Genomic DNA, 15,965 nt, shown 5'->3' on the forward strand with positions numbered 1-15,965 from the left:
CCATATGTTAAAATAATCTAAATCGGCTGTCTGAAATACGCCACAGGAACTATTACGACCTGCATATCCTTTTATAAGTGTTGAATTAAATTGGACTTTTTACGTACCTAACCTCTTTCGCTCATGAGTCAATATATGGTTGAAATCCAACTTCCGGCTGTTATGACGGAAGAATACACAGAGAAAATACCGGCGCAGAGAAAGAAAATCAACGAAATGATGGAGCAGGGACGGCTGATGTCGTATGCCTTATCTGAAGATCGTATGAAACTTTGGTGCGTGGTAAGAGCGGAAAGTGAGTTTGAAGTGATGTCGCTTGTGTCAGAATTCCCGCTGATCGATTACATGGATCCAACAATCTGCAAGCTTATGTTTAATAATGTCGTTGCTCTCAGATTGCCTATGTTCTCGCTTAATTAACAAAAAAATAACTTTTCAGGAACCTCATTGTCAGCACAATGAGGTTCTTTTATGTTTAATTTTCCGACTTTCATATTTTTAGCGCTCCAATGTTTACGAAAAATACATCGGGTACCTTTTTAAAGCTTGTAAAACAAACCGTTTTTGTTTTTGCAACTTTTTTGGCTGTTGCTTGTTCAGGAAATAATAACCGGGATATTTCCCAGGCGAAACAAAAAACAGAGCAGGAGCAAGGGACTGAAAAGAAGTCCGGGAAAGCAGCCTATGAAGGAGTTGGAAAAAGTCAGCGAAACGATATTCCTCAAAAGGTTTACAAGGTGCTTGCTTATGTGAAAGAAAATGGGCGGGCACCGGAAGGTTATCAGGGAGGCAGAAAATTTGGAAATTACGAGAAACATTTGCCTTTAAGAGATGAAACCGGGAAACCGATGAAATACCAGGAATGGGATGTAAATCCTAGAAGGAAAGGAAAAAATCGAGGTGCTGAACGTTTGGTAACAAGTGATAACAAACACGCCTGGTATACCCGAGATCATTATAATTCATTTACCGAAATAGAGTAAAAATTTATATCTTATGAAAAACACACATTTTCTTCTTGCTAAAAAGGGCACAGATCTTCGCAAATCATTTTTGGGGGCTTTTATTGGTACAATCGACGGTAACAAATCAACTTCAATTAAGGATTTCCACGAACAAATCGGGCAGGCTCTGAATTTCCCTGATTATTCCGGTAAAAATCTGGACGCACTGGATGAAATGCTGAACGATCTGGAATGGATCACCGAAGAAAAGGTAATTATCTATATCACAAATTCTAGCGACTGGCTTTCAAAGGAAAAAAACGACGATAAAATTCTCGCACTTATCGATATTTTTGACGCAACTGCGGAAGACTGGAAATGGATGGATGAGGAGGAAGACGTCGCCAGAAAAGAGCTTCGGATTATTTTTGAAGATTCCCCAAGAATCCGGACTATTCTGGAAGAACAGGAAATTCCTTTTGGTGATTGTTAATTTTATATTCCTGGGCTTTCCGATTTTTGTAAATCTCTTTTCCACTGCACATAACCCATAGCCGCCAAAACCAGGAAAACAGCATATAAAATGCCTGTGAGGTATAAGTCCTTATAAAAATACATGACAGTATAACAAGCGTCAGCAACGATCCAGATGATCCAGTTTTGAAGATATTTCCGAACCATCATCCATTGTCCGATCAAACTTGCTATGGTCAAAGCAGAATCTATGTAAGTCAGGCTTGCGTTGGTGAAACGCCCCAGAAGAAAACCCCAGCATAATGTTCCGGCCACAAAAATGATAGCAAAAATTCCATAGAGTTTCGTCGGCGTATTGCTGACCGAAATCCCATCATGACTTTTTCCGCCATATAACCACATCCACCAGCCATAAATGCTGGTGAAAAAATAGTAACCCTGCAAGCTCATATCGGCATACAGCTTAACCTGCCAGAAAACGATCACATAAAGTACGGCATTGATAATTCCGAAAAACCAGCCCAAAACATTCTGCCGGGTATTAAGATAGACGCAGATTGCGCCTGTCAGAAAACCAAGTATTTCAAGAACCGTTGTAGCTATGCCTGCAAAAGTTATGGATTGATTAAGCCAGTCGATCATTTTATCAAATTAACGTATTCATTACAAATGCTACCTATTTACCTGTTATTTTTGAAAAATAATTACTGGTACCAACAAAAGTAGAAAAACTGTTGTTACCTATTAAGCCGACGGGAGAATTTCCTGGAACGGCTTTTTGTGTTTGATAAAGATTATAAAACCGGGGAAATTTCCTCTATTAATAAGATACTTTTGGAAGTAAAAGATTTATTGACGCTATACGGAGGTGACAGTTATCTGGATCTGTTCATTTCACAAATTGCCTCGAAAAAACAGGATGCCGCGCATGTTCAGATCAAAGGACTTGTAGGCAGTGTAGATGCGGTAATTGCGGCGGCTATTCAGCAAAAAAAGAAAAGTCCGGCTTTGTATATTTTAAGCGATCGGGAAGAGGCTGCCTATTTTCAAAATGACTTGCAGAATTTGCTGGGCAAAACGGAGGTTTTATATTATCCTACGTCCTACAAACGCCCGTACCATTACGAAGAAGTTGATAATGCCAACGTTCTGATGCGCGGAGAAATCCTGAACAAACTGAACGTGGCCAAACCCGGACCGTTTCAGATCGTTACATATCCCGAGGCACTTTTTGAAAAAGTTATCAACAAAAGATCGTTGATTGCCAATACTTTTTCCGTGAAGGTGGGCGAGAAGCTGGATCCATCGTTTTTGACAGAGTTTCTTAATAGTTATGGATTTGAAATTACCGACTTTGTTTTCGAAGCCGGACAGTTTTCCGTTCGTGGAGGTATTCTGGATGTATTCTCATTTGCGAGCGAACATCCGTTTCGTATCGAACTTTTTGGAGACGAAGTAGAAAGTATCCGTTCGTTTGACCCGGATACGCAGCTTTCGATCGAATCTGCCAGACAAATCAATATTGTACCGGATATTCAGCAAAAACTTGTTCACGAAACGAGAGAGTCGTTTATGGATTTTCTCGATGAAGACACAGTCTTGTGGTTCAAAGATGCTGAGCTGACACTTGAAGTAATTGAAAATTGTTTTGAAAAAGCAGAAAAAGCGTTGCAGGAAGTAACCAGCGGCGGCGTTCAGATCGTTTCAAACCCTGCTGACTTGTTTGAAACAAGACGTGGTTTTTTAAATCAGGTCAAAAAATTCAAAACGGTAGAATTCGGACGTCGGTTTTATTTTAAAACTGAAAACAAACTCCCCTATTCTGCCAAGCCACAACCGTCTTTTAATAAGGACTTTAAGCGTTTGTTGGACGATCTTTCTGAAAATCAATCGAAAGGTTTTGTCAATATCATCGTGGCCGAACAGCCAAAGCAGCTGGACCGTCTGGAAAGGATTTTCGAAGATCTTGACCCGTTTGTGAAGTTTCAGCCCATGCCGAATATTTCGCTGCGGGAAGGTTTTATTGATGAAAATCTGAAAGTGGCCTGTTACACGGATCACCAGATCTTTGCCCGTTTTCATAAATACAGGCTGAAAGAAAAATTCAGCAAGTCGAAAGCGATAACGTTGAAAGAATTGAAATCGCTGCACGTCGGTGATTTTGTTACGCACGTAGATTATGGCATAGGCCGGTTCGCCGGAATGGAGCGCAAAGATGTGAACGGAAAAGAACAGGAGGCAATCCGGCTGATTTACCGTGATAACGATTTGCTTTATGTAAGTGTGCATAACCTGCACAAAATTGCCAAATATACCGGCAAAGAAGGAACGCCGCCTGCCATGAGCAAATTAGGCTCGGGAGAATGGGAAGCGAAAAAATCAAGAGTTAAAAAGCAACTTAAAGATATCGCCCACGAGCTGATTGCGCTTTATGCAAAACGTCGTCAGGCTCCGGGTTTCCAGTTCTCTCCGGACAATTACATGCAGGCTGAACTAGAATCTTCTTTCCTTTATGAAGATACGCCGGACCAGGCAACCGCTATTGCCAGCGTAAAAGATGATATGGAAAAAGGCCATCCAATGGATCGTCTGGTTTGTGGTGATGTTGGTTTCGGGAAAACAGAAGTTGCGATTCGCGCTGCTTTTAAAGCGGTTTGTGATAGTAAACAAGTAGCTGTGCTGGTGCCAACCACAATTTTGGCGATGCAGCACTTTAAGACATTCAGCGAACGTTTGTCTGATTTTCCGGCAAAAGTGGGTTATATCAACCGCTTTAAATCACCAAAGCAAATCAAAGAAACATTAAAAGAAGCCGCAGAAGGCAAAATTGATATTTTGATTGGCACACACCGTATTTTAAATAAAGACGTGCATTTCAAAGATCTTGGCCTTTTGATCGTGGATGAAGAACAAAAATTTGGTGTAAAGGCGAAAGACAGATTGAAGGAGATGCGTGTGAATGTGGATGTTTTGACATTAACAGCAACACCAATTCCGCGAACCCTACATTTCTCATTAATGGGTGCGCGGGATCTTTCCGTGATTGCAACACCGCCACCGAACCGCCAGCCGGTTACAACCGAAGTTCATTCATTCAGTGAAGAATTTATCCGTGATGCAATCAGTTTTGAAGTGCAGCGCGGCGGGCAGGTTTTCTTTGTGCATAACCGTGTGAACGACATCGAATCGATCGCCAATATTATCATGCGTCTGGTTCCGGAGGTAAGGATCGGCGTGGCGCATGGACAAATGGACGGCGACAAGCTTGAAAAAGTGATGGTTGATTTTATTGAAGGCGAATATGACATTCTCGTTTCAACGAATATTATCGAGTCAGGAATTGATATTGCCAATGCAAATACGATCATTATTAATTCAGCGCATATGTTCGGACTTTCGGATCTGCACCAGATGCGTGGCCGGGTAGGGCGTTCAAATAGGAAAGCCTTTTGTTACTTATTGACACCGTCCGCGTCTACCTTAGCCAGTGATTCCAGAAAACGCCTTCAGACGCTGGAGGAGTTCTCGGAGCTTGGCGATGGTTTTAAAGTTGCCATGCGCGATCTTGATATCCGTGGTGCCGGAAATTTACTGGGTGCCGAGCAAAGTGGATTTGTGAATGATCTTGGTTACGAGCTATATCACAAAATGCTGGACGAAGCGGTTTCTGAATTGAAAAATAATGAGTTTAAAGATTTGTTCTCTACTGCACTCGGGTTGCCTGCTAAATTATTGCCAGATTGCCAGATTGAGACGGATTTCGCCACTTTAATTCCGGAAACGTATGTCAAAAATATTTCAGAAAGACTTTCGTTATATACGCGTCTTGACGACATGAAGAGCAATTCGGAACTGATCGGATTTGAGAAAGAAGTAGCCGACCGTTTCGGACCCTTGCCAAAAGAAGTGGAGGATTTACTGAAAACAGTCCGTTTACGTTGGGAGGCGGAAAGTTTGTATTTTGAAAAATTGACTCTGAAAAGCAATACATTGAAAGGATACTTCGTTACTTCGCAGAACGACGAGTTTTTTCAGTCGCCAAAATTCGGAAAGATCATCGATTATATCAAAATGCATCCAAGACAAATTGCATTGAAGGATCAAAAAGGAAAGTTAATTCTGATCTGCCAGGATGTTCACAGTATCGACCAGGCGAATAAGATTTTGACAGAAATGTGCCAATAAAAGATTTGTAGCAAATAAGTTGGATTGATTTCATACATTTGCAGTTTCGCATACTATTAAATACCAAACACTCTAAGTCACTTTAAAGCAATGATTTGCATGCATAAGATGGGTATCCGGTCGATCGCGTTGATACTGATTGTGTTATTAGCGGCCACTTCCTGTAGTAAGAAAAAAAGACCAACGAGTTTAAAGCCTGGGAAAACCAGTTCGAAAACAGGCTTGGCGTATAATGGCAAGGATGGATATCAGGTAAAACAATATAAGGCGTTACCTGCCGGTCCTGACTTGGTTTATATTGAAGGTGGGCGTTTTACGATGGGATCTTTGGAAGAAGATGTCATGAACAGACGTGACAACCCGAAACGTACGGTAAGTATCCAGTCGTTCTATATGGATCAGACGGAAGTAGCCAACGTTCACTATCTCGAATATTTAAATGCTATTCAAAAAGATTCATCTGAAGAATTTTACAGTAAAGCTTTACCTGATACCGCCGTATGGTACAATGAATTGTCTTTCAATGATTCATATGTAACGATGTACCTGCGTCACCCTGGTTTCCGTTTATATCCTGTTGTAGGTGTATCCTGGGTTCAGGCCAACGATTATTGTGCGTGGAGAACAGCTGCGGTGAGTATTGCCAATAATGCTGCAGGTACAAAAGCAGGTCAGCCGAAAAAAGGTTTTTCTATTGGCAAAAAGAAGAAAGCTGCCGCTGCTGCCGAAGCAGAATCAGTTGCCTCTGCCGAACCAGCAAAACTTACGATCGAAAGCGGTTACGTGATGCCTCCATACCGTCTTCCGACAGAAGCAGAATTTGAATATGCTGCAATCGCGATGATCGGTACACAATATGCAGATGAAAACCAGTCTAACCAGCGTATTTATCCATGGGATGGTTCTACAATGCGCCAGCCACGTGGACGTAAGCAAGGAACAATGCTTGCAAACTTCAAACGCGGACCTGGGGATTATGCAGGTATTGCAGGGAAATCAAATGACGGCGCTATTATTACGCAGGAAATTCGTTCATATCCGCCGAATGATAACGGTCTTTACGACATGGCAGGAAATGTTAGCGAATGGGTGTATGACGTTTACCGTCCGCTTTCCAACAATGATGTGAATGACTTGAATGCATTCCGTCGTGATGGATATCAGGATGAGGCGAAAAACTACGATGCTAAAAATGGCAACTCTCTTGTTAATGATAACCTTCGTGTTTACAAAGGCGGATCATGGTCTGACGTAGCATACTGGTTGTCTCCTGGGACGCGTCGTTACATGGATCAGGACTCTGCAACTGCATCCGTTGGTTTCCGTTGTGCAATGATTGCTACGGGTAGCCATAAATAATTAGAATCTGTTTTAGTTATAGATATAGCAAAAGAGCCGTTGCCTGTTGGCAGCGGCTCTTTTGTGTTTGACATCTAATGTTGCGCTGATGCGATTGTCAGAATAAAAAACTTTGTGCAGCCGGCCTCTATTAAAACTTCAATACAAGATTCTATCGTGGCTCCGGTTGTCAGCACATCATCCATGATGATTACCCTTTTGTCTTTCACATCACCTTTCACAACAAACACTCCTCTGACATTTTCCCACCGTTCATTTCTTGTTTTTCCTGTCTGTGTTTCAGTATATTTTGCCCGTTCCAGAACATTTCCTGACCACGGAATATTCGTTGCCTCGGAAAATCCTTCCGCCAGTTTATCGCTTTGATTGTAGCCTCTGCTTTTCAACTTCTTTTTATGCAATGGGACACTGATGATTAAATCTGCATTCGGCAGTAATCCATTTTCCAACATTTCCTGCCCAAACATAAAACCTATCTCCACACCAACTTCCGACTGACCCTTGTACTTTAAAGCGTGCAGAAGCTTTTGAACTTTCCCTTTTTTTGTAAATAAAAGGTATGCGTGTGTTTCGATCACTTCCTGGATGCTCAAAAATTTTTGGCTTATCATTTCAGCAGCAGCACTGTCCTGACCAACTCTGGGAAGGGCGATCCGGCAGGAAGTACAAATAACATTTTCATTCCCAATTAAACTTTTATCACAAGCAGCGCAGCATCTTGGAAAGATCAGGTCTACGAAATCAAACCACACAGATATCAGTTTCATGAGAAATTTTGGATGATTGATTGATAGAATAGTAGAATTATTTAGCCGGTCCGCGCAGACTTATTAACTTTACCGATCAAGATTATTGTTGCCTTTGAATTTTTAATTACCTATTCCAATTACGCGATGAATACCCTTATTCTGAATGCCCGCGTCGTGAATGAAAACACGATTCAGGAATCTGACGTATATATTAGCAATGGTCACATTGAACGCATTGGCAAAAATCTCCAGCATATTACTGCTGATAGGGTTATCGATGCAAAAGGAGCTTATCTGCTTCCAGGCGTTATAGATGATCAGGTTCATTTCCGGGAACCGGGATTGACCTATAAGGCAGATATTCATTCGGAAGCGCGTGCTGGAGTTGCCGGTGGCGTCACTTCATTTATGGAAATGCCTAATACAGTTCCTAATGCGCTCACGCAGCAATTGTTGCAGGATAAATATGACATCGCAGAAAAAACCTCTCTGGCAAATTATTCCTTCTTCATGGGCGGTTCTAACAGTAACTATGACGAGGTGATGCGCACAGACCCTACGCAGGTTTGTGGTATTAAAATTTTTATGGGCTCCTCCACAGGCAATATGCTTGTCGACGCACCGGAAGTTCTCGAAAAATTGTTTGCCAATGCGCCGATGTTGATTGCAACACATTGCGAAGATGAAGCAACTGTTCGTCATCGGATGGAGTTTTACAAAGAGAAGTACGGCGATAATGTCCCATATGATATTCACGCGCTCATCCGAAATGAAGAAGCTTGCCTGATCTCTTCTTCATTTGCCAGTACACTGGCGCATAAAAATGGTACAAGATTGCATATCCTGCACATTTCAACCGGCGATGAAGTTTCTCTTTTTGAAGTAGGAGAGCGGAAAAACGGACAAATATTGCTGGCAAACGGGGCGCCAAAACTGGTTACTTCAGAAGCCTGTGTCCATCACCTGTGGTTTGACGCAGAAGATTATCATACGCTTGGAAATAAAATAAAATGCAATCCGGCAATCAAAGCGCCGCATCACAAAGAAGCCATTTTCCAGGCTCTTCTTGACAACCGTATCGATGTGATTGCTACCGATCATGCTCCTCATACCATTGAAGAAAAAGCACAGCCTTACTGGCAGGCTCCTTCCGGCTTGCCGCTAATTCAGCATACCTTAAATGTTATGCTTGAATTTAGTAAAAAAGGAAAAATTCCTTTGGAAAGAGTTGTTGAAAAAATGAGTCACGCTGTAGCAGACTGTTTTCAAATTAAAGAACGAGGATATATCCGAGAAGGTTACTGGGCGGATCTGGTATTAGTTGATCTTGATGGAACGACGTCGGTAACATCTTCAAACCTGTATTCAAAATGTGGCTGGTCACCATTTGAAGGAACAAATTTCCATTCCGTTGTCACACATACTTTCGTGTCAGGCCACCTGGCTTATGAAAATGGAAATTTTGATGAAAGTTTAAAAGGAAAAAGGCTATCGTTTTCCCGCTAGGTAGTCGAAATAACTTTTGATAACACCCAAATCGGCTTCTGTCCAATCGAGCGAAGGCAGGTCTTGTGGTTCGAGCCATAAGATCTGCTCGTGCTCGGTAAGTGTAATATTGTAGCTCCGAAGATTACAGACAAAAGGCACAAGAATAATTTCTCTCCATCCCTGATCCTTTGTGGTAACCGGAAGTTTTTGAACTATATCAATTTCAACGTCAAGTTCTTCCCGTATTTCACGAACCAGCGTTTCTTCATCCGTTTCGTTTTCTTCCTGCTTGCCGCCCGGGAATTCCCATTGCAGAGGAAATGAAAGTGCAGCACTGCGCTGACCGGCTAATACCTTCCCATTATGCTCAATAATGGCGCAAGGAACGCGGACAACTATTTTGACGGCAACAATACTTTCGACCATACCAGCGGTGACACAAAATTTACCGCAAAAGTACAGACTATAACTGAGAAAAACCAGCAAGTATTGAATTGATTTTCAACACTTCACTGGTTTTACCGTTAAATAAAAATATGAAAATTTTGTGATCCGGTTTTTTGCTAAAACAGTTCGCCTGACCTGTGCCTCGGCAGGATACCCAAATGGCGATAGGCTTTTTCAGTCACTTCTCTTCCCCGTGATGTTCTTTTCATATAACCTTCCTGAATGAGGAAAGGCTCATAAACTTCTTCAATAGTTTCCGCCTCTTCTCCACAGGCTGTGGCGATGGTCGAAAGTCCAACCGGGCCGCCTTTAAATTTCTCAATGATTGTAGTCAGGATACGATTATCCATCTCATCCAATCCGTTTTGATCAACATCGAGCGCCAGCAAAGCCATCTCGGCAATTGGAATTGTAATTTTACCTGTACCCTTTACCTGAGCAAAATCCCGCGTCCGGCGTAGAAGATTGTTGGCAATACGAGGAGTTCCTCGGCTACGCCGGGCAATTTCGAATGCAGCATCATCTTCCAGCGGTGTTCCTAAAATAATAGCAGATCGTTTGAGGATCGAAGCCAGCAATTGTGCGTCGTAATATTCCAGACGTGCATTAATACCAAAACGTGCACGCAACGGCGAAGTCAGCATACCAGCCCTTGTTGTCGCGCCGATCAATGTAAACGGATTCAGACCGATCTGGATACTGCGTGCATTGGGCCCACTGTCCAGCATGATATCGATTTTATAATCCTCCATCGCGGAATAAAGATATTCTTCTACGATAGGATTCAAACGGTGGATTTCATCGATAAATAGTACATCGTGTTCCTGCAAATTGGTAAGCAAACCTGCCAGATCGCTGGGTTTGTCCAGAACGGGCCCGGAAGTAATTTTAATACCTGAAGCCAGTTCGTTTGCGATAATATGCGAGAGAGTCGTTTTCCCAAGTCCCGGAGGTCCGTGGAGCAACACATGATCCAGCGCATCGCCGCGTTGTTTTGCGGCCTGAACAAATATTTTAAGGTTTTCAAGGATTTTATCCTGTCCTGTAAAATCATCAAATGACAACGGACGCAAGGCCCGGTCAATATCCTTATCAGTATTGGAAAGAGTTTCTTTATCTCCGGACAGATAATCCTGGCGCATATGCTTTTGCTACAATTTATTACGTTTTGACTAAAAACGTACTGATTTTTTACTCAAAAATAGCCGTTTTTATTGGCAAAACCGAACGTTACCGGATCACCATGACGGAGCCTCGCAGCACAACCGGATTTCGTTCAGGGAAATATTGAGCTTCATAGGAAACCACATAAGGGTAGACCCCCGGCTGGACTTTAACCCCTTTATAAGTTCCATCCCACTTATCTTCAATCGAGGTTGTTGCGTAAATAACTTCACCCCAGCGGTTGTAAATCCTGATCGAATAGTTGATGTAATAAGCCCCAAAAACATCCAAATTTTCATTTTTTCCGTCTCCATCAGGCGTAAAGGCATCCGGTATGAAAAAGCGCGGTTCGCATTGATCCAATACACTGGTCGATTGCCGTGCAACACACCCTTCCTCATTTGTAGCCAATACGGTATAAACACCTTCCTTGTTAACCGTAACGGCCTGAGTCGTTTCATTAGAATGCGGCCATTCATATTTTATAACCCCAATTCCATTAGCGTCCAGGATAGTCGACCCACCATCAGGTACACAGATATAATATTCTGGTGCTAATCTTAAAATTGGCGAAGGTAATTCTGCAACCTGAAGCGTGTCATAGTTGTAACAATCATTACCATTTTTAACCTGAACAAAATAGGTACCAGGTTGGCGCACTGTAATGCTCCGGGTATCTTCACCGGTATTCCACAAAAATTCACGCCACGTCAGTCCGGGTGCCGTTATCAGAATAGAACTGTCACGACACATTGTGGTATCCGGACCAATACTAAATGGTGGTGGTTTTCGAAGAGTTACTTCAATTGTATCTATTGAAAAACAATCTGCATCCGGGCCATTATAGGCAACAGCAAGATAACGCCCGGTTGCTGTAATGCGAATCGTTTTAGAGCGACCGATAATTCTTCCCCGATTATACCATTCATAAATTTCAGCATTCACACCCATATCCAATGGCACATAAGCGCCGCAAGTGTCCTTGTCTGGACCCAGATTTATTTGTGGTGGAGTTTCATAAATGACGATCGTGTCTTTAGTGACGATACTAGTACAGGCGTTTGATTGAGAAAGAGATACAATATAACTTCCTGGTTGAGTATATGTATGCGAAATTTTGGCTTCCTGTGAAGATCCACCATTACCGTCTCCAAAATCCCAGATATACATATTATCCTTTAAAGGGTCACAAATTGGCCCAGCTTCAAAATTTGTAGGCTCATTCGTACAAAAACCATCCGCAGAAAATCCTGGCCCGGAAGCCTCCTGTGTGAAATCCTGAACCATACTTGGCAAACCGAGCTGACTTTTCTTACCGCCAAGATTTACACCTTCTTTTTCATATTCAATGGCAGAGACAGAATTCCGTTCCGGTTCTCCAATAGAAGCCAGATAATCACTCCCTTCAATAGCCATGTATATTTTCCCATCAGGGGCAATCTGTAAAGCACCGTATTTCTCTGTTGCCGAACTATCGATGACAATCGCAGATTCGACAATTAGGCTGTCGCTGAAAGTCAGATCAAATTGTTTCAGATAAGACTTGGAACTCCCTTCCCCTTGAAACGAAACATACATTTTTTCGCCACTGGGCGAAAATTCAATTCCATAGGCAGTCGGCGGGGCAGGACCGAGGTCAATTGTTTTATTATAGGTAAGAACACCCGTAGAATCATTGAAATTAAAAAGCTCAACGTAATTAGTAGGCGGACCTGGGATAATCACAGCCAACTGCCTTGCTCCGGTACTGTCAGCGGCAGAAAACTTCATATAACCTTCACCTTCGTTTGGCGAATCGTGCGCCATACCTAATTCAGGAGAACTGGTTTCTGTTAAACCGCCCGTTGTAGCGTGGAAAATACGGAATTTATTAGTGCCATAATCGTGGGAAATCACCCAATAAGTACTGTCTCTTTTATTTTGGACAGCCGCAATACGCTCAGTTGTTGGCTGTTGTAAAGTTGTATTTTGCTCAATAATCTCGCCTTTTCCGAAATTAAGTCGCATGTCCACGACACTCTTTGTTAAAAATTTACTTCCCTCAATTTCTGTGGTAGTGAAAACATTAAACAAATATTCACAGCCCTTACACGTGGGCTGCGGTACTATCAATACAGATTGTGTAGAACTGGGACTTCCTTTAAGAGGCTCACAAGTACCACTGAAAGCACACTGCATTTCTTCATTATCGCGATTATAAATCCTGATTCCGTCCGAATAAAACTGTAAAACGCCTTTGGAGTTTGCAATGGACGATGACCCTTCTGGCGTATTAACTTTCCCATCTGTAATCGGAGCCGGCGGAGAGCTTGAAAAATCAAGTCCGGCATTTCCTCCAAAGAACCATTTTGCACCTTCCTGATTGGCAGGCTCCATACAGATTTTCACGTTCACCCGATCTTGAAGTTTACAGCCGTTCGGCATGATAACCTCTACAGAATAACATCCTGAGCTGTCCACTTCCAGAGTCTGCGTTGTATCACCTTTCGGATACCAGATATACTTAGCCCCCTCAGGCGCTCCATTTGGATAAGGATCCAAAACCAAGCTTGTATTAGGACAGATAGTTGTATCTGATTTCCACTGTTGAAATGGCGGCGGAACTTCTCCGATATTTATCTGCTGTGACTCAGTCGTTTGGCTTCCATTTGCGAAAGTCCGAATCAATGTTACGGTATAAGGTCCGGCAGTTTTATACGAATGCAGAGGATTACGAACGTCGCCGGTTCCCCCATCTCCAAAGTTCCACGCCCAGGAAGTTGCCGTGCTATTTTCATCTTCCTTAAAACTAGTGCCGTCTTCCGCACATGCAGGGCTGGGTACACATGCATCCTCATACGTGAATGTAAAAGTCTGCGCGTTCGCCAAACCCGTCCCCAGGAACAGCAAAAAGAAGAATGAATAAAATATTTTTCGATGTGTATTATAAAATAGCCTCATGTTTCGTTACTAAATCAATCATCCCTACCCCGCCAATTTAATATTCTTGTTACCCGATCATTCTAACGAAAATAATATGTTAAAATTTTGTGTGGTAATGTCTTAAAAACCATAGTAATTTGAATATTAATACGCAATGTGGCGACAATTTGTGAATTATATTTTAGTAATTTTTATGTCCGTATCGTCAATTCGCTGTAATTAGCGGACAAAGTCTGATAATATATGATAAAGCGTATACTTCCTCTTATGATTATGACACTGATCTGCCTTAAAGGTTGGAGTCAGGATCCGCAATTTTCGCAGTTTTATGCTAATCCGCTGTACCTTAATCCGGCATTAGCCGGGGGAGCTCTGGCTCCGCGTCTGACTGCAAATTATCGTAACCAATGGCCGGCCCTCTCTGCGAATTTTGTGACGGCATCTTTCGGAGCGGATGTATTTCTTCCTAACTATAATAGCGGGATTGGAGTTCAGGTGACGACGGATAGCCAGGGATTAGGAAACCTTAAAGCAACAGACGTTGCGCTGCAATATTCGTATCAAATCAATTTGAACGATGTCACTTCGCTCAGGCTGGGTATCCAGGGTGGTTTTGCTTCTCGGTCACTTGATTATTATGGATTAACCTTCGGCGACCAGTTTAATAACGGAGGATTTACCGGAAATCCTTCAACCGATCCTTTTGCACAGGGCGGCCCCAATGTTTCCTATGCAGATTTTTCAACCGGTATGATGGTTTATTCGGACTGGTACTGGCTCGGACTTGCTGCACATCATATCAACCGACCCAATCAGGCATTCAGCGGAACAGAAGCGAGACTTCCGGTAAAAGCAAGCTTGCAGGCAGGTCTTCGCATACCGTTCGCCGGATATACGTTTTTAGGAAATGAGATTGATAAAGAAAAAAGTATCTCGCCAGCTATTTTATACAAAAAACAAGGAAAATACGACCAGCTGGACATGGGGCTTTATGTGACAATCGAGCCCTTGGTTTTAGGGATGTGGTACCGTGGAATCCCTTTTAAGAAATATGAGCCGTCGATTAATAACCATGAATCACTGGTTTTTCTTGCCGGTTTTCGTCAGGATAAATTTTCGATTGGATATAGTTACGACTTAACAATTTCCACGCTGGGAGCCGGAAGTGGCGGAGCACATGAAATTTCGCTTTCCTATATTTTTGAACCACTTACTCCGAAACCAAGACGTTCAAGAAGCAGCAAACATCAGTTATCCTGCCCGAAATTCTAACGTAGAATTAGTTACTTTCATTTACTAAACGCAGACAATTTATGTCTGCGTTTTTTTTTGTTACAGTATAATAACACAAGCCTCTACTTTTTGATTTAAGCTTAAACAGTTATATATAAAGGGCAATCCATTTTTTATGAACAATTCACAAATACGCAGTATTTTTTTCAGCCTTCTTATGTCAGCACTATCTATTAGCGTGATGGCAGCTCCTCCCAAAAGAGAATTTTATGAAATAAAAATGTATCATTTGAAAGACAAAACGCAGGAAGCTGCCGTTGAAGCCTTTCTTAAGGATGCGTACGTCCCCGCCTTGCATCGTGCCGGAATTAAAAATGTTGGTGTTTTCAAGCCTGTCCCGAGTGACACTATGAGTGGAAAATTAATATATGTTTTTACACCATTAAGCTCTCTGGACCAACTTTTGACTCTTCCAAAACTGTTGGATAAGGATTCCAAGTATCTGGAAGCCGGGAAAGACTATCTTGATGCGCCTTTTAAAAACCCACCTTATGTACGTATCGAAACGACGATTCTTCAAGCTTTTACTTCGATGCCGGTTCATTCAAAGCCAAAATTAAGTGCGCCGAAAAGCGAGCGTGTATATGAAATGCGCAGTTATGAAGGACATACCGAAAGAAGATATCAGAACAAAGTAAAAATGTTCAACGATGGTGGAGAAATTCCGCTTTTTGTAAGACTTGGTTTCAACGCAGTTTTTTACGGAGAAGTAATTGCCGGAAGCCATCAGCCAAACTTGATGTACATGACAACTTTTGAAAATAAAGCGGATCGTGATGCACATTGGAAATCTTTCAGTGAAGATGCGGAATGGAACAAACTGAAAGTTAATCCTGAATATCAGAACAACGTTTCAAAAAATACAAGTTTCTATATGTATCCGACTGAGTATTCGGATATTTAATTGTTAACAATATTTTGAAAAAGGTCAGGATTGCAG

13 protein-coding genes are annotated in these 15,965 nt (G+C 42.1%); 8 read left to right on the top strand and 5 right to left on the bottom strand.

The genetic code is table 11. The features are described 5' to 3' along the window. Positions 1–123 precede the first annotated feature (123 nt). The 3 genes from BMY70_RS26440 (at position 124) to BMY70_RS26450 (ending at position 1,437) form a co-directional block, all read left to right on the top strand. Positions 124–420: a muconolactone Delta-isomerase family protein gene (locus BMY70_RS26440; protein ID WP_090340560.1), complete on the top strand. Its 297-nt coding sequence runs from the start codon at positions 124–126 to the stop codon at positions 418–420. An 89-nt stretch (positions 421–509) separates the two neighbouring features. Further along, positions 510–983 carry a guanyl-specific ribonuclease gene (locus BMY70_RS26445; protein WP_090340563.1) on the top strand — a complete coding sequence of 158 codons (474 nt, stop codon included), beginning with the start codon at positions 510–512 and terminating at the stop codon, positions 981–983. A 13-nt stretch (positions 984–996) separates the two neighbouring features. After that, positions 997–1,437 (top strand): barstar family protein, encoded by a 441-nt coding sequence (locus BMY70_RS26450; RefSeq protein ID WP_090340566.1) that lies wholly within the window; start codon positions 997–999, stop codon positions 1,435–1,437. A gap of 2 nt (positions 1,438–1,439) precedes the next feature. Here the strand turns inward: BMY70_RS26450 and pnuC are convergent, their stop codons facing one another. Further along, positions 1,440–2,060 carry a nicotinamide riboside transporter PnuC gene (pnuC, locus tag BMY70_RS26455; protein ID WP_090340569.1) on the bottom strand — a complete coding sequence of 207 codons (621 nt, stop codon included), beginning with the start codon at positions 2,058–2,060 and terminating at the stop codon, positions 1,440–1,442. A 192-nt stretch (positions 2,061–2,252) separates the two neighbouring features. On the opposite strand from pnuC, the gene mfd reads away from it, so the two are divergent. Then, positions 2,253–5,603 (top strand): transcription-repair coupling factor, encoded by a 3,351-nt coding sequence (gene mfd / locus BMY70_RS26460; protein WP_090340847.1) that lies wholly within the window; start codon positions 2,253–2,255, stop codon positions 5,601–5,603. Positions 5,604–5,702: 99 nt separating this feature from the next. After that, a complete protein-coding gene (locus tag BMY70_RS26465; RefSeq protein ID WP_090340572.1) occupies positions 5,703–6,962 on the top strand; it encodes an SUMF1/EgtB/PvdO family nonheme iron enzyme in 1,260 nt (419 codons plus the stop codon). A 74-nt stretch (positions 6,963–7,036) separates the two neighbouring features. Here BMY70_RS26465 and BMY70_RS26470 read toward each other — a convergent pair whose 3' ends face one another. Next, positions 7,037–7,729 (bottom strand): ComF family protein, encoded by a 693-nt coding sequence (locus BMY70_RS26470; RefSeq protein ID WP_090340575.1) that lies wholly within the window; start codon positions 7,727–7,729, stop codon positions 7,037–7,039. Between the two features lie 126 nt (positions 7,730–7,855). On the opposite strand from BMY70_RS26470, the gene BMY70_RS26475 reads away from it, so the two are divergent. Then, complete coding sequence (locus BMY70_RS26475; protein ID WP_090340578.1) at positions 7,856–9,217, top strand: dihydroorotase; 1,362 nt, start codon at positions 7,856–7,858, stop codon at positions 9,215–9,217. On the opposite strand, the gene BMY70_RS26480 is transcribed toward BMY70_RS26475, so the two are convergent. The 3 genes from BMY70_RS26480 to BMY70_RS26490 form a co-directional block, all read right to left on the bottom strand. Further along, positions 9,200–9,625 carry a (deoxy)nucleoside triphosphate pyrophosphohydrolase gene (locus BMY70_RS26480; protein WP_090340581.1) on the bottom strand — a complete coding sequence of 142 codons (426 nt, stop codon included), beginning with the start codon at positions 9,623–9,625 and terminating at the stop codon, positions 9,200–9,202. The two genes, BMY70_RS26475 and BMY70_RS26480, sit on opposite strands and share 18 nt — an antisense overlap. A gap of 137 nt (positions 9,626–9,762) precedes the next feature. Next, positions 9,763–10,788: a Holliday junction branch migration DNA helicase RuvB gene (gene ruvB / locus BMY70_RS26485; RefSeq protein WP_090340586.1), complete on the bottom strand. Its 1,026-nt coding sequence runs from the start codon at positions 10,786–10,788 to the stop codon at positions 9,763–9,765. Positions 10,789–10,876: 88 nt separating this feature from the next. Continuing rightward, positions 10,877–13,750, bottom strand: a complete 2,874-nt coding sequence (locus BMY70_RS26490) for a PKD domain-containing protein (protein WP_090340589.1) — start codon at positions 13,748–13,750, stop codon at positions 10,877–10,879. Between the two features lie 225 nt (positions 13,751–13,975). Here BMY70_RS26490 and BMY70_RS26495 point away from each other — a divergent pair, with 225 nt between their 5' ends. After that, entirely contained in the window at positions 13,976–15,004 is a 1,029-nt protein-coding gene (locus BMY70_RS26495) for a PorP/SprF family type IX secretion system membrane protein (protein WP_090340593.1), read from the top strand. Positions 15,005–15,182: 178 nt separating this feature from the next. Beyond that, a complete protein-coding gene (locus BMY70_RS26500) occupies positions 15,183–15,929 on the top strand; it encodes an NIPSNAP family protein (protein ID WP_229209791.1) in 747 nt (248 codons plus the stop codon). The last annotated feature ends 36 nt before the right edge of the window (positions 15,930–15,965 follow it).

The organism is Dyadobacter koreensis (genome assembly GCF_900108855.1).
GTDB classification, from domain to species: Bacteria; Bacteroidota; Bacteroidia; order Cytophagales; family Spirosomataceae; genus Dyadobacter; species Dyadobacter koreensis.

What these genes read in the sequence shown, in the direction of transcription:
- BMY70_RS26445 (WP_090340563.1), top strand. Translation starts at nt 510, where the DNA reads ATGTTTACGAAAAATACATCGGGTACCTTTTTAAAGCTTGTAAAACAA.
- BMY70_RS26470 (WP_090340575.1), bottom strand. Translation starts at nt 7,729, where the DNA reads ATGAAACTGATATCTGTGTGGTTTGATTTCGTAGACCTGATCTTTCCA.
- BMY70_RS26495 (WP_090340593.1), top strand. Translation starts at nt 13,976, where the DNA reads ATGATAAAGCGTATACTTCCTCTTATGATTATGACACTGATCTGCCTT.
- BMY70_RS26475 (WP_090340578.1), top strand. Translation starts at nt 7,856, where the DNA reads ATGAATACCCTTATTCTGAATGCCCGCGTCGTGAATGAAAACACGATT.
- BMY70_RS26500 (WP_229209791.1), top strand. Translation starts at nt 15,183, where the DNA reads ATGTCAGCACTATCTATTAGCGTGATGGCAGCTCCTCCCAAAAGAGAA.
- BMY70_RS26490 (WP_090340589.1), bottom strand. Translation starts at nt 13,750, where the DNA reads ATGAGGCTATTTTATAATACACATCGAAAAATATTTTATTCATTCTTC.
- BMY70_RS26450 (WP_090340566.1), top strand. Translation starts at nt 997, where the DNA reads ATGAAAAACACACATTTTCTTCTTGCTAAAAAGGGCACAGATCTTCGC.
- ruvB (WP_090340586.1), bottom strand. Translation starts at nt 10,788, where the DNA reads ATGCGCCAGGATTATCTGTCCGGAGATAAAGAAACTCTTTCCAATACT.
- pnuC (WP_090340569.1), bottom strand. Translation starts at nt 2,060, where the DNA reads ATGATCGACTGGCTTAATCAATCCATAACTTTTGCAGGCATAGCTACA.
- BMY70_RS26465 (WP_090340572.1), top strand. Translation starts at nt 5,703, where the DNA reads ATGCATAAGATGGGTATCCGGTCGATCGCGTTGATACTGATTGTGTTA.
- BMY70_RS26440 (WP_090340560.1), top strand. Translation starts at nt 124, where the DNA reads ATGAGTCAATATATGGTTGAAATCCAACTTCCGGCTGTTATGACGGAA.
- BMY70_RS26480 (WP_090340581.1), bottom strand. Translation starts at nt 9,625, where the DNA reads ATGGTCGAAAGTATTGTTGCCGTCAAAATAGTTGTCCGCGTTCCTTGC.